This is a genomic window from Streptomyces sp. TOM-9 (assembly GCF_056858595.1).
In genome coordinates this window covers 8,414,198-8,432,093 of the sequence record NZ_JBXEQB010000001.1, presented here as the reverse complement: position 1 = coordinate 8,432,093, position 17,896 = coordinate 8,414,198, and the positions used below count along the sequence as shown (strand labels likewise).

The following is a 17,896-nucleotide window of genomic DNA, read 5'->3' as shown; positions in this document are numbered from 1 at the left end:
CTCATCCGCGGTCTGCGTGGCGTCCGTCTCCGGACCACCACCCGTCGATCCGTTGGAACAGCGGGCGCGGCGCCCTCCATCGCAGGTCGGGGAGGCCCCGGTGAACCTGGGAACGGCGGTACCACCCCCAGGGCACAGCCGGCGCTCAGGCCCCGTCGGCGGGCCGGTGCCGGACCGCGCAGGTGAAGACACCGGAGCCGGACCGCCCGCACTCGACGTACGCAGCGGTCCCGGCCTGCGCGGCGGGCGGACGCCAGGGCATCACGGCCTCTCCCGCGAGCAGCGCGTCCAGGGTCTGCAACCGGGGGTCGCGCAGGGTGGGGTGGTGCTCGTAGCCGGCCGCACCGAGGGCCAGGGCGACGGCCATGCCGAGCAGGTTGACCTCGGTCGGCTGCTCGGGCGGTGCCGAGCCCTCCGTCGGGTGGAGGCGGATGCCCTCGTCGGGCACCTCGATCACGCGGGCGGCGTAGCGCTCGGTCATGGGTGGGGTGGTCTCCTTCCGGTGCGGTGGCGCGGGGTCATCCCCCGCTGGGACCGAACCGCTCGGTGCGGATCCGGTCGGGGGAGTGGCCCAGGGCCACCAGCAGGCCCGCGGCCGTCTCGACGAAACCGGTGGGACCGCACACGTAGCAGGTGGGCTCGAAGTCCGCGGGCCAGCCCCATTCGGCCAGGTCGCGCGCCTGGAGCCGGCCCGCGGGGCGGGTCCCGCCGTCCGGCGCCGAGCGGGTGAAGACGTACGTCGTGTCGAGGCCGGGCTCGCCCCGGTCCAGTTCGGCCGCGTAGAACCGGTCCCCGGGCGTGCGCACGGAGTACAGCAGCCGGAACGGGGCGCGGCTGCCCGCCGCGGCGCGGGCGCGGACCATCGCCATGAGCGGGACGAGCCCGGAGCCGCCCGCGACCAGCAGGACCGGTTCGGTCTGCTCGGGGCGCCAGACGAACCAGCCGCCGACGGGGCCGCGGATCTCGACGGCGTCGCCGACGGCGAGGTCGTCCGTCAGGTAGGGCGAGACCTCGCCGTCCTCGACGCGCTGGACGGTCAGTTCGATCCGGTCGCCGTCGCGCGCGGACGCCAGGGAGTAGCTGCGCTGGGTGCTGTAGCCGTCCTCCGCGGTGAGCCGGACGTCGAGGTGCTGTCCGGGCAGGTGGCCGGGCCAGCCGGGCACGTCGAACACGAGGGTCCACGCCGCCTCGGACTCGGCGCGCCGTTCCACCAGTTCGGCGGCCTGCCAGCGCAGGCGGTCGCCTAGTCGCCTTGGTACCGCTGTTCGCGCCATGGGTCTCCGTAGTCGTGGTAGCCGACGCTCTCCCAGAAGCCCGGCTCGTCGTCCAGGAGCAGCCGGATGCCGCGGACCCACTTCGCCGACTTCCACAGGTACAGGTGCGGGACCAGCAGCCGGGCGGGGCCGCCGTGCTCCGGGGCGAGCTCGTCACCGTCGTACTCGTGGGCGATCCACGCCTGTCCGTCGAGGAGGTCCTCCAGGGGCAGGTTGGTGGTGTAGCCGCCGTAGGAGTGAACGAGCGCGTACTCGGCGGCGGTCTCGACGTCGGCGAGCAGCACGTCCAGGGAGACGCCCCGCCAGTGGGTGCCGAACTTCGACCACTTGGTCACGCAGTGCAGGTCGACGGTCGGCGTCTCGGCCGGCAGCGCCATGAGTTCCGCCCAGTCCCACCGGTGGCGGGTGCCGTCCTCGGTGGTGACGGTGAACTCCCAGTCGTCCCGGGTGATCCGCGGGGTGGGGCCGGCGGACATGACGGGGAAGTCGAAGGTCTCGTACTGTCCCGGCGGGAGTTCGTTGCCCGACGTGGGGCGCCGACCGTGGAATCCGCGCGAGATGATGGGCATGCCGCGCCGTCCTTCCTCTCCTCGCCGCCCCGCAGTCGTGGTGCGGAACCCCAGCATCGCGGACCGGGGGAATCCGGTCCACCGGAGCACGTGCGGGCGCGGCCCCGGTCGGTCGTGACCGGGGCCGCGCCGTCACAGGGGGTCAGGCGACCGGCCGGGGCGGCTCGACCACCAGGGAGGAGTCGCCGCCGCGGACCCGCTCCAGCACGCCTGCGGTGGCCTCGTGGGGGACGCCGAGCGGTACGGTGCTGACCTCGCTGAGCCTCGTGTACTGCTCCGGGGTGAGCTGGACGTCGAGCGCGCCGAGGTAGTCATCGAGCTGGGCGGTGTTGCGCGGGCCGATGATCGGCACGAAGGACGTCGCGGCGCGGGCGGCCCGCTCGCGCAGCCAGGCCACGGACACCTGCGCCGGAGTCGCCGCGGTCTCCTCGGCGACGGCCAGGACGGTGTCGACGACCGCGGTCTTCTGGGCGGACGACTCGGTGTGGATCAGCGTCTTCAGGTCGCTGAGCCGGCCCTCGTCGCCGCCGCGGTACTTGCCGGTGAGCAGGCCGCCGCCGAGCGGGGACCACAGGGCGGCGCCCAGCCCGAGGCTCTCGGCCATCGGCAGCACCTCACGGTCCGCGGTGCGCTCCACGAGGCTGTACTCGACCTGGATGCCGGCGACGGGGGCCCAGTTCTTCAGCTCGGCGAGGGTGACGGCGCGGGAGACGCGCCACGCGGGGAAGTTCGACAGGGCGGCGTGCAGGATCTTGCCGGAGCTCACCAGGTCGTCCAGGCCGCGCAGGATCTCCTCCATCGGCGTCAGTTCGTCCGGGAAGTGGACCCAGTACAGGTCGATGTAGTCGGTGCCGAGGCGCTTCAGGCTCGCGTCCACCGAGTGGATCATGTTCTTGCGGCTGTTGCCGGTCTTGGAGATGTCCACCTGCGGTGTCGAGGCGACGCTGAACTTGCTGGCCACGACGAAGTGGTCGCGGTCGGCGGCGATGAAGCGGCCGAGCAGTTCCTCCGACTCGCCGAACTGGTAGTTGTCGGCGGTGTCGAGGAAGGTGCCGCCGGCCTCGGCGAACCTGTCGAACATCCGGCGGGACTCGTCCGGGTCGGCGCCGGCGCCCCAGCGGGTGCCGAAGTTGCCGGTGCCGAGGGCGTACTCCGAGACGCGCAGTCCGGTCCGGTGTCCGAAGGTCGTGTAACGCATCAGGTCTCTCCTTGTCGGGGTGGTGCTGCAGTGGGGCGGTGGTGTGCGGCGTGCCGCGGGGGTGGTCACTGGGGGGTCATTGGCGGGTGGTCACGGGCAGGGTGGTCGCGGGCGGGGTCAACTCCGTCGGCGCGTCACGCCTTTCGCTCCTGCGGTGACGACGGCCGTACGGTCCGGGGGCTGATCCCCAGCGCGGCGAGGGCGCTCAGCGCCACGACACCGGCCGAGATCCACCAGGCGAGGGAGAAGGCGTGCGCCGGGTCGCGGGGACCGGCGGCGGCCAGGACGACGACCAGGCCGCTGACGCCGAGCACGGTGCCGATCTGACCGGCCATGGTGACGACGGCGCTGCCGGTGGCCGCCTGGTCCTTGGGCAGGCCCGAGGTGGCCGACGAGATCATCGTGGGCAGGGCCAGTCCCACGCCGACCCCGGCGACCAGCCAGCCGGGCAGGATGTCGACGGCGTAGTCGAGGCTTCCTCCGGCACGGAGTGCGGTCCACGCGGTACCGAGGGCGACCAGCGCCGAGCCGAGCGCCGCGACGGTGCCGGCCGGGACACGCCGGCCGATCCTCCGCCCGAGGGCAGAGGCGGCGAACACCATGGCCGGGCCGGGCGCGACGCCGAGGCCGGTCTCGATGGCCGACCAGTGCCACACCTGCTGCAGCCACAGGGTCAGGCCGAGCAACTGGAGCCCGAAGGCGGCGTAGAACAGCAGGGCGGCGACGTTCGCCGAGGCGAACACGCGGTCGCGCAGCAGGCTCAGGTCGACGACGGGGACGGGGTGCCGCGCCGAGCGCAGGAGGCAGGCCGCGAGCGCCGCCGCGGCGGCGGCGAAGGCTCCGACGGTCGGCGCCGCCGCCCATCCCCATTCCGGGCCCTGGACCAGGCCCAGTGCGAGCGTGCCGATCGCCACCACCAGCAGGGCCCCGCCGACGAGGTCGGGCAGCCGGGCGCCGGTGTCCGGGCGGCCGCCCGGCAGCAGCCGTACGGCCAGGACGAACGCCGCGGCGCCGATCGGCAGGTTGAGCAGGAATATCCACTGCCAGGCCACCTGGACGAGCAGGCCTCCGACCACCGGTCCCGCCGCCGCGGCGAGCGAGCCGCTGGCCGCCCAGATCTGCACGGAGCGGGTGACCCTGGCGGGTGGCGCCGTGGTCAGCACGAGCCCGAGGCTGGCCGGGGTGAGGACGGCCGCCCCGGCCGCCTGCAGGAAGCGGAACGCGACCAGGACCCACAGGTCGCCGCTGAGGGCGGCGCCCAGGCTGGCGAGGGTGAACACGCCGAGCCCGAGCAGGAATCCGGCCTTGCGCCCGTAGCGGTCGCTCAGCCGCCCGGCCGGGACGAGCAGCGCGGCGTACACGATCGCGTAGCCGTTGAGGATCCAGCTGAGCCGGGAGAGCGAGGTCTCGCCCACGCCGTGCCCGATGGGGGTCAGGGCGACGTTGACGATGAAGGCGTCGAGGGCGGAGAGGAACACCGACGTGGCGAGGACGGCGAGCACGAGCCCGGGGTGCGGGGCGCGGCGCGCGGCCGCCGGGCCGCCGGGGGCGGGCGCCCGCACGACGGCGGTGCCGCCCGCGGGGTCCGAGGGGGAACGGGTCATGGGTCTGTCTCCGGGGAAGAGGCACGGTCGCGCCGTACGCGGGCCGGGCGGCCCGGTCGACGGGGACAACGGGGGGCGCCGCGGCACTGCGGCGGGAAGCGGAGGCGTGCGCGGGGACACGGCCCGCGTCCGCGGGACGGGGCGGCGGGAGGGTCCACCGAGGCCCTTAAGTAAACCGATCGGTCTCCTTACGCGCTCCAGCGTAACAGCCGTTTCCGGTGAAGTAAAACGATCGGTATCCTTAACGGCATGAGCGACGCACCCTCCCCCGTACGCCGGCGCAGTGGCCGAGGCGCCCGGGAGCGGATCCTCAAGGCGGCGACGGAGCTGTTCACCGCCCAGGGGGTCAACGCGACCGGGATGGACCAGCTGACCACCGTCGCCAACGTGTCGAAGCGCACCCTGTACACGCACTTCGCGAGCAAGGACGACCTCGTCCAGGCCTATCTGCGCGAACTCGAGGACGGCCTGCTCCCCGCCGAGGTGATCCCCGGCGAGCCCTGCCCGGACCCGCGGGGGCAACTCCTGGCGATCTTCGACTGGCCGCCGGGGCGGACGGACGGACCGCTGCGCGGCTGCCCCTTCCTGAACGCCGCCGTCGAGGTGCCCGACCCCGACCACCCGGTCCACCTGCTGGTGGCCGCCTACAAGAGGGAGTTCGCCCGCAGGCTGACGGCCCTGGCACGGGTGGCCGGGGCCCGCGACCCCGAGGCGCTCGGTGAACGGCTCGCCCTGCTCTACGACGGCGCCGTCGCCCGCAGCACCGCGCTGAACGCCACCGGGCCGGGCGCCCACGCCCGCGCCGTCGCCGTCGCCCTCGTGGACGCCGCGATCGACTGAGCTCCCCGTGCCCCGGCCGTCCCGGCGCCTCAGCGCAGCCGTGTCGCCGCGCGGCGCCGGTCGGACAGCACCTCGCGGGCGGCCCGCGTGCCCGAGGCCAGCGCGCCCTGGAGCGACCCGGTCGCCCGGTGGTCGCCGCACACGTGACGCCCCGGCGCGAAGCGGGTGGTGCGGGTCATCGGGTGCGGTGCCGGCATCGCGGGCAGCGCCTCGCGCACGGTGCAGCGGTGCAGCGGCTCCCAGCCGGAGGCGTCCGTGCCGTACGCGTCCGACAGCGCCGCGGTCAGGGCGGGCTCGTCGGCGGGGCCCGGTGCACCGAGCACGGAGGTCGCCACCAGGGCGCGGCCGTCCGGGGACAGTCCGGGCTGCACTTCGGTGAGGACCACGGTGTTGAGGAAGCGGCGGCGTTCGTCCACCATCAGCGTCGGTTCGGCGAGCGGCGACCGGTCGGCGGCGTGGTAGTACGTCGTCACGGTCCGCGTCGGCGGGATGGTGAGACCGGGCAGCAGCCGTGCGGCCGCCCCCGGTCCGGTGGCCACCACCACGACGGGCGCAGTGACGTCCGTGCCGTCCTCCAGCAGCACCCCGTCGCCGGTCAGTTCGCGCACCGGGGTCTCGGTGCGGACGGTGTCCTCGGGAAGTCGCCCGGCGAGCTGGACGGGCACGGCACCGATCCCCTCGGCGGGCAGGGCGAGGGTGCCCCGCAGCATGCTGCGCCACACGAAGTGGAAGAAGCGGCTGGAGGTCTCCAGTTCGTCCTCCAGGAAGACCCCCGACAGGAACGGCCGGAACAGGGTCTCCACCAGCTCGGCCGAGATGCCCGCGGCGGCCAGCGCGGTGAGCGTCGTGGTGTCCGCGCCCGCGCGCAGCCTTCCCGCGGGCAGCGCCATGTCACGGGCGCTCAGGACCGCCAGCGCCGCCAGGTCGCGCCCCGACGCGAGCCGTCCCGGCAGCAGGTCGGCGGTCGCGTACGGCGGGCGGGTCGGGTCGGCGAAGCGCAGCCGCCCGCCGGAGGTGTGCACCAGGACGCCGGGGGTGAACGGCCGCAGCCGCAGCGGCTCCAGCTCCAGGCGCCGCTTCACCTGGGGGTAGGAGGTGTTGAAGACCTGGAAGCCGCGGTCGAGGAGGAAGCCGCGGTGCCGGTCGGTGCGCATCCGGCCGCCGACTCCGTCCGAGGCCTCCAGGACCCGCACCGTCAGGCCCGCCACGGCGAGGTCCGCCGCGCACGCCAGCCCGGCGGCGCCCGCCCCGACCACGATCACGTCACAGCGGCCACCGCGCTCCTGCTGCATGGATCCGGTGCCTTTCCTCCGTGTACACCCCGATACGGGCCGGCTTTCCGTACGCTACGCGGACGCCCGGGTGCCGCCCCCCGCAACACACCGCCGAACGGGCCGCACGGCGGCGGACCGATGAGTCCGCGCCGTGGCGGGAGTCCTCTCCGTGACGGCACACGAGGGAAGGTGGAGCGATGGGGCAGCAGTTGCACGACATCCTGCAGGCGTTCGTGGACGACGGATCGGTACCGGGGGCCGTGGGTCTGGTGGCGCGCGGCGACCGGGTCGAGGTGGCGGCCGCCGGGACCCTCGCCGTCGGGGACCCCACCCCCATGACCAGGGACTCGCTCTTCCGCATCGCCTCGACCACCAAACCGGTCGTCGCGGCGGCGGTCATGATGCTCGTCGACGACGGACGGATCGCCCTGTCGGACCCCGTCGCCGCATGGCTGCCCGAACTGGCCGAACCGATGGTCGTCCGCACCCCGGCAAGCCCGCTCGACGACGTGGTGCCGGCCGCGGCGCCCATCACCGTCCGCGACCTGCTGGCCTCGCGCGCCGGGTACGGCTTCCCCGCGGACTTCTCCCTGCCCGCGCTCGCCCCGCTGTTCGGCGAGCTCAAACAGGGCCCGCCGCGGCCGCAGCAGGTCATGGCACCGGACGCCTGGATGGCGACGCTGGCCGGGATCCCCCTGCTGCACCAGCCGGGCGAGGCCTGGCTCTACAACACCTGCTCCGACATCCAGGGCGTCCTGGTCGCCCGGGTGTCGGGCCGTCCGCTGGACGAGTTCCTGGCCGAGCGGATCTTCGAGCCGCTCGGCATGACCGACACCGGTTTCGCCGTGCCGCGTGGCGGCCTCGGCCGCTTCACCGCCTTCTACCGCCCGGATCCGCGGGGAGGGCTGGAGTTGGTGGACGCCCCCGACGGGCAGTGGAGCACCCCTCCGGCGTTCCCTTCCGGCGCGAGCGGCCTGGTGTCGACCGCCGACGACTGGTACGCCTTCGGCCGGATGCTCCTCGCCGAAGGCACCGCGGGCGGCCGCCGGCTTCTGTCGGCGCAGTCCGTACGGCTGATGACCACCGACCACCTGCCACCGGCCGAACGCGACGCGAGCGCGGTCTTCCTGGAGGGGCAGGGCTGGGGCTTCGGCGGTTCGGTGGACGTCGCGGCCGTCGCCCCGTGGAACGTCCCGGGACGCTACGGCTGGATCGGCGGCACCGGCACGGCGGCGCACATCACGCCGTCCACGGACACCGTGACGGTGCTGCTCACGCAGGTCGAACTGACCGGGCCGGCCGCCCCGGCGACGATGCGCGCCTTCTGGGCCTACGCGGCCGGGGTCTGAGCCGCCGGGGCCGCCCGGTCACGCCTCCCGGGACTCCGTCGAGAGGAAGACCGGGGTGACCGAGAGCGGGACGCCGACGGTGCCGTCGGCGCGGCGCAGCGGGACGACGGCGCCGAGGGCGTCGACCGCGTGGGCGGCGGCGTGGGGCCAGGGGAGGTCGACGAGGGTCCCCTGGGCGTCCTCGCCGGTGAAGGGATCGCCGGAGCGCCAGAGGACCTGGAGCGCGCCGCGGCCCTCGCGGGACACCTCGAAGGCGTACAGGCCGGAGGGGTCCTCCGTGGCGAGGCGGCGGACGGCAGTGACGCCGTCGAGGTGCGCGGCCAGGAGGGCGAAGGCGTCGGCGGCGGGGCGGCGCCGGGTCAGGGCGGTGCCCTCGTAGTCCAGCAGGGCGAGCCTGCCGAAGAGGAAGCCCATGAGGTTGAGGCGGTCGCGGTAGCCGGGGATCTCCGGGGCCAGGTTCCAGCAGGCCGTGCGGGTGACACCGCAGGCGAGGGCCAGGACGGTGCGGGTGACGATCTGGCGGCGGTTGATGCGGTCGCGGCGCGCGGCGAGCTCCGGAGGGCAGTCCTCCATGAACATGCGCAGCTCCGGCGGGAGTTCGGGGGAGCGTTCGTAGAGCAGGCGCATGGTCGCGCGGTCCGGGGCCTCGCCCGGCTCCGCCGCCCCCGTGAAGGCGGCCGTCATCGCCCGCTCGAGTTCCGCCTGGGCCCGGGGGAACTCGAAGAGGGTGGGGCCGTTGTACTCCCCCGCCACCACCGGGCGTTCGTATCCGTGCCGCCGCATCATCGCGCGCACCTGCGCTACCTGGTCCGGGATCGCGTGCGGGTCCCCGTACAGGTGGACGTCGAAGAGGTCGAAGGCGTCGCGGCCGTGCTCGACGACGTGGTCGAAGAACCGCCGGGCCTCGCCGTCCGCGGGGCCGGACAGCACGTCGTAGCCGCAGCCGCCGAGGACGACCGAGGCGGCCGGGTCCGCGGCGCGTACGGCGCGGTGGAAGGCGGTGAGCTGTCCGACGTACTCCGCCGCGCTGCCCGCCCACAGGAGTCCGGTGTTGCTGGGCTCGTTGCCGCACTGCCAGTGGTCCACGCGGCCCCGGCACCTGGCGACCAGGTCGCCGACGAAGCGCTCGTACCCGGCGGGGTCGAGCGCGGGTGAGGACGGGAGGAAGCCGGTGGGCTGCCGGGTCGCCCACGGGGAGCTGGAACAGACGGTGACCCAGAGCTCGGCCGCCGGGTCGAGCTGCCCGAGGACGGCGTCGACGACCGACCAGTCGTACCGTCCGGGTTCCGGCTCGACCTGCCCCCAGTAGAGGAAGACGCGCGCCAGCCTCGCCCCGAGCTCCCGCGTCTCCGGCACGAAGCTGTCCGGCGCCCCGAACATCCCGTAGCTGATGCCCCTGACGACGCCGAGGCGGATCCCGGCCGGGGCGGTGGGCTGGCTCATGACTGCTCCCTCACTCTTACGTATACGTCATATACTTTAGCTGACGTTATAAACTCCCCCCGTGAAGGAGACGAAGGAGACCCCGGAAGGCGCCCCGGCCCCCCTGATCTGGACGCAGCCCGCGCCGCGGCGCCGCCAGAGCCCGCTGGAGCGGGACGACATCGTGCGCGCCGCGATCGCCGTCGCCGACGAGGGCGGCCCGCAGGCGCTCACGATGGCCGCGGTGGCCAAACGGCTCGGCCCGTACACGCCGATGGCCCTCTACCGTCACGTGATGAGCAAGGACGGGCTGGTCGACCTCATGCTCGACGCCGTCACCGCGGAGATCCCGCTACCGCCGGTGCGGGGCGCCGACTGGCGGGCCGATCTGCACGCGGTGGCCACCGGGAGCTGGGACGCGGTCAAGCGGCATCTGTGGTTCGCCCAGCTCGCGCCCACGCGCCCGCCGCTGGGGCCGCACATGATGCGCCGCACCGAATTCGTCCTCCAGGTGCTCGTACGCCAGGGCGCCACCCTGGGCGAGGCCATGACCTACGCGGCGCTCCTCGACCGGCACGTCCTCGGCAGCGCGCAGCAGGAGGCCGAGGAGCTCGCCATGCGCCGCCGCCACGGCATCCACACCCCGCAGCAGCTCGCCGCGGCCGTCACCGCCGCCCGCGAACTGGCGGCGGCGGGCGGGCGGCACCCGCTGCTCGCACGGTGGATGGAGGCGCCCTCCGGGCCGGACGCGGACGGGCAGTTCGAGCTCAGCCTGGCCTTCTTGATCGACGGCATCGCCGCACGCCTGCCGGAGGGCGGCGGCGCGGCCTGACACCGGGCATCCGCGACACCCGTGGGAACGGACCCCGATGAAAGGCCGTCAGCAGGGCACACGTACTCCAGACCGAACCCTCGGAAAGGAGCACGACGTGCCTCTTCGCTTCCGCAAGTCGTTCCGGATCCTGCCCGGCGTCCGCCTGAACATCAACAAGCGCTCGCTGTCCATCACCACGGGCAGCAAGGGCGTCCACCACACCGTCAACACCCGCGGTGAGCGCACCGAATCCGTCGACCTCCCGGGGCCGTTCTCCTGGCGCCGCACGCGCAAGGGGCACTGAGGCCCGTCGTCATTCGAGGATCCACCCCGCCATCCACCGCTCCCGCACGGCCGGCCACTCCGTGGCGACCAGGGAGTAGTACACGGTGTCGCGCCACGACCCGTCGACCCGGCGGCAGTGCCGGCGCAGCACGCCCTCGCGGATGCCGCCGATGCGGGAGACCGCGTCCTGGGTCGGCAGGTCGAGGTCGTCCAGGCGCCACTGGACGCGGCCGAAGCCCAGGTCCTCGAAGGCGTAGTACACCAGCATGAAGTGGGTCTCCAAGTGCACCGGGCCGCCCCACAGGGCCGGGTCCAGCCAGCTCCAGCCGATGTCCACGCGCTCGTCGACGACCGAGATGTCGACGTACGCGGCCCAGCCCGACGGGCGCTCCGTGGCGTGCGGGACGACCGCGAACACCACGGACTCCCCCGCCGCGGCCTGCGCCAGCCGCTGCTCCACCAGCGAGGCCATGTCGCCCGGCGAACCGGGCGGCGTCGTCGACAGCCAGCGCCACATCCCCTCGTCGGCGCGCGCCGCGGCGAACAGCGCCGGGACGTGCAGCGGCGAGAGCGGGACCAGCCGCGCGTACCGGCCGTCGATGGTGACCGAAGCGGGGAAGCGTAGTGCCATATCCGCACGCTAATCGGGCGGGCACGCTGCCGCACCAACTCGCGGATTCCCGCCCACCCGCCCCCTCCGCCCCATCACCCTCGGCTGACAGGATGGCGACGGACGGCGATCGCCGCGGCGGCGGCACGGGAGGACGGCACCATGCGGGACGACGAGGCGCGGATCCGGACGCTCATCGAGCGCTGGGCGGAGGCGGTACACCGGGGCGACCTGGACGCCGTGGTCGCCGACCACGGCGACGACATCGTGATGTTCGACGTGCCGCCTCCCCACGACGGCGTCCGCGGCCTCCCCGCGTACCGGCAGGTGTGGCCACCGTTCTTCGACTGGCAGGCCCGCGGCGCCTCCTTCGAGATCGTGTCCCTGGAGGTCACCGCCGGCGACGACGTGGCGTTCGCGTACGCCCTGCTCCGTTGCGGAACCCCGGAGGACCTCGCCCAGGACCCCGGGATCCGGCTCCGCCTCACCCTCGGGCTGCGCAAGCAGGACGGCCGGTGGGTGGTCGCGCACGAGCACCACTCCTTCCCGCACGCGGGCTGACCGGCCGCGCGCATCGCGCGCGGTCCGCGGCGGGCGGGAGTGGTCCGGCGGCGCGATAGCGTGCGCGGCATGACAGACGACTTCGACGTGCGGCGGGAGCTGGCCGCGGGCATGACGGACCCGGCCAGGGCCCTGCGCTTCGTGCGCGGCTTCGCCGGGCACTGGCTCGCGCCCCTGCAGGAGGGCGACGGGTACGGTGCGCCCGAACTGACCGCCGCCGAGGAGCGCCTGGGCTTCGCCCTCCCCGCCGTGCTCCGCGACGCCTACCGGCTCTTCGGGCGGCGCCCGGACCTCACCAGCAACCACGACACGCTGCTCGCACCCGAGCAGCTCCACGTGGACTCACGCGAGGAGGCGCTGGTCTTCCGGTACGAGAACCAGGGCGCCGCGTCATGGGGCATCCTCCTCGCCGACCTGCACAAGAGCGATCCGCCGGTCGTCATGAAGCCGGACCTCGCGGACAAGGAGGCCGAGCGGTGGTCGGCGTGGCTGGACCGCTTCTCGTGGGCCTGCGTCGAGATCGTCCTGTCGGAGTCGCTGCACGAGCCGTTCGAGCTCTGCGACTTCCGCACCGACCTCGACGAGGCCCACTTCGACGCCCTGGACGGGCGGTTCACCCCGCTGCCGTTCCCCGCGTACCCGCCCGGTGAGGACCTGGGCGCGCGCTGGTACGCCGGACCCGACGTCATACTCCGCGAGGACGACCGCACCTGCCTGTGGGCGCGGGCCCGCACCGAGGAGGCGCTCGACCGGGTGCGCGACGACCTCCCGGGCGACTGGCTCAACGACCCCCGCTGACCCCGGGCCCCGTCGCCGTACGGGTTCAGCCGAGGGGGACGTCCTCCTGGCGGAGTGCCTCCAGCGCGGGGCCGTACATGCGGGTCTTGATCGTGCCGAGCGTGGCGCCCGCCTTGCCGGCCAGGGGGCGGGCGAGGGCCACGGCCGCCTCGCGGACCTCGTCCTCGCCCGCCGTGCGGTCCACGATGCGCTCGGCCAGCGCGTCGAGGCCGCCGTAGCGGCGCGCGGTGGTCATCGCCTCGTGGGCCGTCTGCGGGTGCAGGCGGGCCTGGATGAGGGCCGACATGCCGGGGGTGAAGGGGATGTTGATGTCCGCCTCGGGCAGGCACCAGTAGCCGCGGTCGGCGCGCATCACACGGAAGTCGTGGGCCAGCGAGAGCATCGCGCCCGCGGCGAAGGTGTGGCCCTGCAGGGCGGCGACGGTGGCCACCGGCAGGGTCAGGAAACGGGCGAGCAGGGCCTGCACCCCCGTGACGTACGCGCCGGACTGGTCCGCGTGGGCGAACAGCCACTCCAGGTCGAGCCCGTTGGACCAGAACTTGCCGGTGGCCGCGGTGACCAGGGCCCGCGGCCCCTCGGCCTTCTCCACCTCGTCGAGCAGGGCGTCGACGGCCGCGAGCCAGTCGGGGTGGAAGCGGTTCTCGGTGTCCCCGAGGTCGAGGATGAAGACGTCGTCCTGGCGGTCGAGCGTGGGCATGGCTGCTCCTTGGGGCGAAGGGCGGACGGCCGGGTCGCTGCGGGAACGCGGAGCCGGGCGGGCGCTTCCGCCCTGGCTCCGCGAACGGCATACCTACCGGCCGGTAACCTCGGTGGTCCGCATCGTACAGGGAGCGGCGCGGCCTGTCCCCACCCAGGACGTCGCGTCAGGCGACGACCACCGGATGCCGCACCACGGCGTCGAAGAGGTAGCCCTGGGTGTTGAACACCGCCTCGTCCGGCTGGGTCCGCCCCGCGGTGTCGGTGGCGCGCGCCAGCAGCACGGCCGGGCCCGGTGTGCGCGGCCGCCACGGGACGGTCCAGCGCACCCACCCGTCCCGGCGCGGGACGTCGCGCAGTCCGGCCCGCCGCCAGGTGGCACCGCCGTCGGTGCTGACCTCCACCTTCCGCACTCCCCCGGCCCCGGACCACGAGCGGCCGTGCAGGATGCTGCGGACCCCCGCGGAGAATGCGGCGCCCGCCTCGAGTTCGAAGGCGCTCTTGAGGGTCTGCCGGGTGAGCGGCACGCTGCCGGCCTCGGGGAACCCGGGGCCGAACAGCCGGTAGAAGTCGGTGTTCCACGGCGAGTACAGCGGCTCGGCCGAGACCTCGATGTCGCCGACCCACTTGACCGAGGAGATGCCCACCCACGAGGGCACGAGCACCCGCACGGGACGGCCGTGGTCGTGCGGCAGCGGAGCACCGTTCATGGCGTAGGCCAGGATCACGTCGTCCAGCGCCTTCGCCACGGGCAGGGGCCTGCGCACGCGGCCCAGGCTGACGCCGCCCGTGACGTACTCGTCGTCGAGACCACGCGGCATGACGTCCACCGCGTGCCGGGTGACGCCCGCCCGCCGCAGCACGTCCGACAGGCGCGCGCCGCGCCACCGGGCCACACCGACGGCACCCAGGGTCCACGCGGTGCCGGAGACCGGCTGTCCCTGCTGGGAGGTGTAGAAGCTCCGGCCGTTGCCCGCGCACTCGACGAAGGCGGTGCGCTCCACCGGCGGCAGCGCACGCAGGTCGTCCAGGCCGAACTCCACGGCGGCGTCCGGGCCCGGGCCGCCCCGCAGCCCGCTCCCCCAGACCTTCAGCCGCCAGGTCGCGGCGTCGACGACGGGGGTGGACGTGTGGTTGCGCACGAAGAAGCGGTCGGCGGGGGTCAGGTAGCCGGTCCCGCGCAACGCCTCCCACTTCGTCTCGGCATTGGTCCCGCGGAGGGTGAACCACTCGTCCGGCAGCGGCTTGACGATTCCCTGGGAGGTCGCGGCCGCGGCCCTGGCCGGTCCGGGCAGGGCGAGGGCGGCGGTGCCCGCGGCGAGCAGGGTGAGCACCTCACGGCGGGACATCCCGTCGCCCCGGGCCCGTCCGGCGAGCCATTGGCGCAGCCGCAGGCGGTCGTAGGAGGCCTCGTCGACGGGAACGGTGGAGCGCGGGGCACGGGTCATGACGGTCCTGCTTCCAGTGGCGGGGAACGACCGAGGACGTGCGGAGGACCGCGCACGGCGGCGCGGTGACAAGGGGGGTGAACCGGAGCGGGGTGGCGACCCTGAGCGCTCAGCGACAACAGCGGCGCGACGCGGGAACGCGCGGCGTGCCGACGGTGCGTACGGCCGTGACGGCCGGGCTGGTCGAGTTCACGCGCCCATCGTAGGGGCGGTCCGACACGGCGTCAGCCCCGTCCCCCAAGTGCATCGCCATGTCGCCGGACGGGGCCCCGCCGCCCGGCGTGCTGACGGTAAGTCACCTCGGGCGTTCCGCTGGTGCGTTCCGCCTCCGTGTGGTTACCTTGCGTCATGACCCAGCTCGTGACCCGCCGCCACGTGGACTACGTGCGTGTCACCAGCATGGGCTGTCGCGCCGAGCGCTGACGCCGCGCCTCCGGCCTCCTGCCGCCGTCACCGGCCGCCGATCATCCCTTCCGCTTCCTTGCCTTCCCCTGCCCGGGACGCGTTCGCCTGCCGTCCCCGGCTGCTCTTGGGCGTGCCCGAGCCCGCCCCCGCACCCGCATGCGCACCGAGGGAGAACCATGAGCCAGCCCATCGACTCCGTCACCGCCGGCCACACCCCGGAGGAGGGCCCCGGCACCGGGCCCGACACCTCCGCCTGGTCGTTCGAGACCAAGCAGATCCACGCCGGCGCCGCGCCGGACCCGACGACCGGAGCCCGGGCGGTGCCGATCTACCAGACGACGTCGTTCGTCTTCCGCGACACGCAGCACGCGGCCGACCTGTTCTCCCTCGCCGAGCCCGGCAACATCTACACCCGGATCCACAACCCCACGCAGGACGTACTGGAGCAGCGGGTCGCCGCCCTGGAGGGCGGTGTCGCCGCGGTCGCGCTGGCCTCCGGGCAGGCCGCGGAGACGCTTGCCATCCTGAACGTCGCGTCCGCCGGGGACCACATCGTGTCCAGCACCTCGCTGTACGGCGGCACGTACAACCTGTTCCGCCACACGCTGCCCCGGTTCGGCATCGAGGTGTCCTTCGTCGACGACCCGGACGACCTCGACGCCTGGCGCGCCGCGATCCGCCCCGGTACCAAGGCGCTGTTCGCGGAGACGCTCGGCAATCCGCGCGGCAACGTCCTGGACGTGCGGGCGGTCGCGGACGTCGCGCACGAGGCGGGGGTGCCGCTCATCGTGGACAACACGGTGCCGACGCCCTACCTGCTGCGGCCGATCGAGCACGGCGCGGACGTCGTCGTCCACTCCGCGACGAAGTTCCTCGGAGGCCACGGCACCACCATCGGCGGGGTCGTGGTCGACGGCGGCAGCTTCGACTTCGGCGCCCACGCCGAGCGCTTCCCGGACTTCAGCGCCCCGGACCCGAGTTACCACGGGCTGCGCTACTGGCCGGCCCTGGGCCCGGGGGCGTACGCGGTCAAGCTGCGCGTCCAGTTGCTCCGGGACATCGGCCCGGCCATCGCCCCGCACTCCGCCTTCCTGCTCCTCCAGGGCGTGGAGACGCTCAGCCTGCGCATCGAGCGCCATTCGGCCAACGCCCAGGCCCTCGCCGAATGGCTGGAACAGCGTGACGAGGTGGCCGCCGTGCACTACCCCGGGCTGCCGTCCAACCGCTGGCACGCCGCGGCACGGCGCTACCTGCCGCGCGGAGCGGGCGCGGTGCTCGCCTTCGAACTGCGCGACGACGTCGAGGCGGGCAAGCGGTTCGTGGACGCGGTCGAACTCTTCAGCCACCTGGCCAACATCGGCGACGTCCGCAGCCTGATCATCCACCCGGCGTCGACCACGCACAGCCAGTTGGACGAGGAGCAGCTCGTGGCCACCGGCACCTCGCCCGGCCTGGTGCGCCTGTCGGCCGGCCTGGAGAACCTCGCCGACCTCAAGGCGGACCTGGAGGCCGGGTTCCGCGCCGCGAAGGGCGCGTCCTGAACGCCACGCCTGCCGCCGCACTCCCCCTCCCGCCGGCCTCCGGGGCCTGGCGGGAGGGGGACCCGCCGGGCCGCCGCCGGTGGCACGCGCTGGAGAAGCCGCTGCCGCTGGAATCGGGCGGCGAGCTCCCGGGGGTGCGGATCGCGTACGAGACGTGGGGCAGGCTCTCCCCGGACCGCTCCAACGCGGTGCTGGTCCTGCACGCCCTCACCGGCGACAGCCACGCCGCCGGGCCCGCCGGGCCGGGTCACCCCACGCCCGGCTGGTGGGACGGGGTGATCGGACCGGGCCGCGCACTCGACACCGACCGGTGGTTCGTGGTGGCGCCGAACGTCCTGGGAGGCTGCCAGGGCAGTACGGGGCCGTCCTCGTACCGGCCCGGCGGACGGCGCTGGGGCGGTGCGTTCCCGCACCTGACGCAGCGCGACCAGGTCGCGGCCGAGGCCGAAGTGGCGGACGCGCTGGGCATCGGCCGCTGGGCGCTGGTGGTCGGCGGGTCCATGGGCGGGATGCGCGCCCTGGAATGGGCCGTGTCGCGGCCGGAACGCACGGAGGCACTGCTGCTGCTCGCCTGCACCGCGGCGGCGAGCGCGGAGCAGATCGCCTGGGCCAACGTGCAGTTGCACGCCATCCGGGACGATCCGCGCTGGCGGGACGGCGACTACCACGACGCCGCGCCGGGGCACGGCCCGCACGCGGGGCTCGGCCTGGCCCGGCGGCTGGCCCATGTGACGTACCGCAGCGAAGCCGAGCTCGGCGCCCGTTTCGGGCGCGCGCCGCAGGAGGCGGAGGACCCGTGGCGCGGCGGCCGCTACCAGGTGGAGTCCTACCTGGACCATCACGCGGCCAAGCTGGTCCGGCGCTTCGACGCGGGGAGCTACGTCGCCCTGACCCGGGCCATGAACGGGCACGACGTCGGCCGCGGACGCGGCGGGGTGAGGGCCGCCCTGCGCCGGGTGACCGCCAGGACCGTGGTCGCCGGGGTCTCCTCCGACCGCCTCTACCCGCTCGCGCAGCAGGAGGAGCTGGCGGCCGGCATCCCCGGCGCGGGGCCCGTCCGGGTCGTGGCCTCCCCGTACGGGCACGACGGCTTCCTCATCGAGACCGGGCAGGTCGGCGAGCTCGTCGGAGAGCTGCTGGGCCGGGCGGGGCCATAGAGGGCGGGCGTTCGCCGCGGCGCCATGACGCGGTCACCTCCGGGACGTCTC

At 74.3% G+C, this 17,896-nt stretch carries 18 protein-coding genes; 8 read left to right on the top strand and 10 right to left on the bottom strand.

From position 1 onward, the window contains the following. Nucleotides 1-145 precede the first annotated feature (145 nt). From AC1VWI_RS38825 to AC1VWI_RS38805, 5 genes are all read right to left on the bottom strand, one after another. Nucleotides 146-481 (bottom strand): hypothetical protein, encoded by a 336-nt coding sequence (locus AC1VWI_RS38825; RefSeq protein ID WP_499515726.1) that lies wholly within the window; start codon nucleotides 479-481, stop codon nucleotides 146-148. 37 nt (nucleotides 482-518) lie between these two features. Beyond that, nucleotides 519-1,274: a ferredoxin reductase gene (locus AC1VWI_RS38820; RefSeq protein ID WP_499515725.1), complete on the bottom strand. Its 756-nt coding sequence runs from the start codon at nucleotides 1,272-1,274 to the stop codon at nucleotides 519-521. Beyond that, nucleotides 1,244-1,843 (bottom strand): sulfite oxidase-like oxidoreductase, encoded by a 600-nt coding sequence (locus AC1VWI_RS38815; protein ID WP_499515724.1) that lies wholly within the window; start codon nucleotides 1,841-1,843, stop codon nucleotides 1,244-1,246. The genes AC1VWI_RS38820 and AC1VWI_RS38815 overlap by 31 nt, the downstream gene beginning before the upstream one ends. A 142-nt stretch (nucleotides 1,844-1,985) precedes the next feature. Next, nucleotides 1,986-3,041, bottom strand: a complete 1,056-nt coding sequence (locus tag AC1VWI_RS38810; protein WP_499515723.1) for an aldo/keto reductase — start codon at nucleotides 3,039-3,041, stop codon at nucleotides 1,986-1,988. A gap of 134 nt (nucleotides 3,042-3,175) precedes the next feature. Continuing rightward, nucleotides 3,176-4,645, bottom strand: a complete 1,470-nt coding sequence (locus AC1VWI_RS38805; protein ID WP_499515722.1) for an MFS transporter — start codon at nucleotides 4,643-4,645, stop codon at nucleotides 3,176-3,178. Between the two features lie 249 nt (nucleotides 4,646-4,894). On the opposite strand from AC1VWI_RS38805, the gene AC1VWI_RS38800 reads away from it, so the two are divergent. After that, nucleotides 4,895-5,485, top strand: coding sequence for a TetR/AcrR family transcriptional regulator (locus AC1VWI_RS38800; protein ID WP_499515721.1), 591 nt, complete (start codon nucleotides 4,895-4,897; stop codon nucleotides 5,483-5,485). 29 nt (nucleotides 5,486-5,514) lie between these two features. On the opposite strand, the gene AC1VWI_RS38795 is transcribed toward AC1VWI_RS38800, so the two are convergent. Further along, entirely contained in the window at nucleotides 5,515-6,777 is a 1,263-nt protein-coding gene (locus AC1VWI_RS38795) for an NAD(P)/FAD-dependent oxidoreductase (RefSeq protein ID WP_499515720.1), read from the bottom strand. 179 nt (nucleotides 6,778-6,956) lie between these two features. Here AC1VWI_RS38795 and AC1VWI_RS38790 point away from each other — a divergent pair, with 179 nt between their 5' ends. Beyond that, the gene (locus AC1VWI_RS38790) at nucleotides 6,957-8,108 is read left to right on the top strand and encodes a serine hydrolase domain-containing protein (RefSeq protein WP_499515719.1); all 1,152 of its coding nucleotides are present in this window, start codon (nucleotides 6,957-6,959) and stop codon (nucleotides 8,106-8,108) included. An 18-nt stretch (nucleotides 8,109-8,126) separates the two neighbouring features. Here the strand turns inward: AC1VWI_RS38790 and AC1VWI_RS38785 are convergent, their stop codons facing one another. After that, nucleotides 8,127-9,551 (bottom strand): hypothetical protein, encoded by a 1,425-nt coding sequence (locus AC1VWI_RS38785; protein WP_499515718.1) that lies wholly within the window; start codon nucleotides 9,549-9,551, stop codon nucleotides 8,127-8,129. Between the two features lie 61 nt (nucleotides 9,552-9,612). Between AC1VWI_RS38785 and AC1VWI_RS38780 the strand changes: the two genes are divergently transcribed. Then, entirely contained in the window at nucleotides 9,613-10,362 is a 750-nt protein-coding gene (locus tag AC1VWI_RS38780) for a TetR/AcrR family transcriptional regulator (RefSeq protein ID WP_499515717.1), read from the top strand. 97 nt (nucleotides 10,363-10,459) lie between these two features. Beyond that, nucleotides 10,460-10,648 carry a DUF4236 domain-containing protein gene (locus AC1VWI_RS38775; protein WP_326570932.1) on the top strand — a complete coding sequence of 63 codons (189 nt, stop codon included), beginning with the start codon at nucleotides 10,460-10,462 and terminating at the stop codon, nucleotides 10,646-10,648. A 9-nt stretch (nucleotides 10,649-10,657) separates the two neighbouring features. Here the strand turns inward: AC1VWI_RS38775 and AC1VWI_RS38770 are convergent, their stop codons facing one another. After that, entirely contained in the window at nucleotides 10,658-11,260 is a 603-nt protein-coding gene (locus AC1VWI_RS38770; RefSeq protein WP_499515716.1) for a GNAT family N-acetyltransferase, read from the bottom strand. A gap of 141 nt (nucleotides 11,261-11,401) precedes the next feature. Here AC1VWI_RS38770 and AC1VWI_RS38765 point away from each other — a divergent pair, with 141 nt between their 5' ends. Both AC1VWI_RS38765 and AC1VWI_RS38760 read left to right on the top strand, forming a co-directional pair. After that, entirely contained in the window at nucleotides 11,402-11,800 is a 399-nt protein-coding gene (locus AC1VWI_RS38765) for a nuclear transport factor 2 family protein (protein WP_499515715.1), read from the top strand. Nucleotides 11,801-11,869: 69 nt separating this feature from the next. After that, nucleotides 11,870-12,598, top strand: coding sequence for an SMI1/KNR4 family protein (locus tag AC1VWI_RS38760; protein WP_499515714.1), 729 nt, complete (start codon nucleotides 11,870-11,872; stop codon nucleotides 12,596-12,598). A gap of 25 nt (nucleotides 12,599-12,623) precedes the next feature. On the opposite strand, the gene AC1VWI_RS38755 is transcribed toward AC1VWI_RS38760, so the two are convergent. Both AC1VWI_RS38755 and AC1VWI_RS38750 read right to left on the bottom strand, forming a co-directional pair. Beyond that, nucleotides 12,624-13,295: an enoyl-CoA hydratase-related protein gene (locus AC1VWI_RS38755; RefSeq protein ID WP_499515713.1), complete on the bottom strand. Its 672-nt coding sequence runs from the start codon at nucleotides 13,293-13,295 to the stop codon at nucleotides 12,624-12,626. A 166-nt stretch (nucleotides 13,296-13,461) separates the two neighbouring features. Further along, a complete protein-coding gene (locus AC1VWI_RS38750) occupies nucleotides 13,462-14,742 on the bottom strand; it encodes a sulfite oxidase (protein WP_499515712.1) in 1,281 nt (426 codons plus the stop codon). Between the two features lie 581 nt (nucleotides 14,743-15,323). On the opposite strand from AC1VWI_RS38750, the gene AC1VWI_RS38745 reads away from it, so the two are divergent. Then, nucleotides 15,324-16,688 (top strand): bifunctional o-acetylhomoserine/o-acetylserine sulfhydrylase, encoded by a 1,365-nt coding sequence (locus AC1VWI_RS38745; RefSeq protein WP_499515711.1) that lies wholly within the window; start codon nucleotides 15,324-15,326, stop codon nucleotides 16,686-16,688. After that, complete coding sequence (metX, locus tag AC1VWI_RS38740) at nucleotides 16,685-17,845, top strand: homoserine O-acetyltransferase MetX (RefSeq protein WP_499517018.1); 1,161 nt, start codon at nucleotides 16,685-16,687, stop codon at nucleotides 17,843-17,845. Before AC1VWI_RS38745 ends, metX begins: the two co-directional genes overlap by 4 nt. The last annotated feature ends 51 nt before the right edge of the window (nucleotides 17,846-17,896 follow it).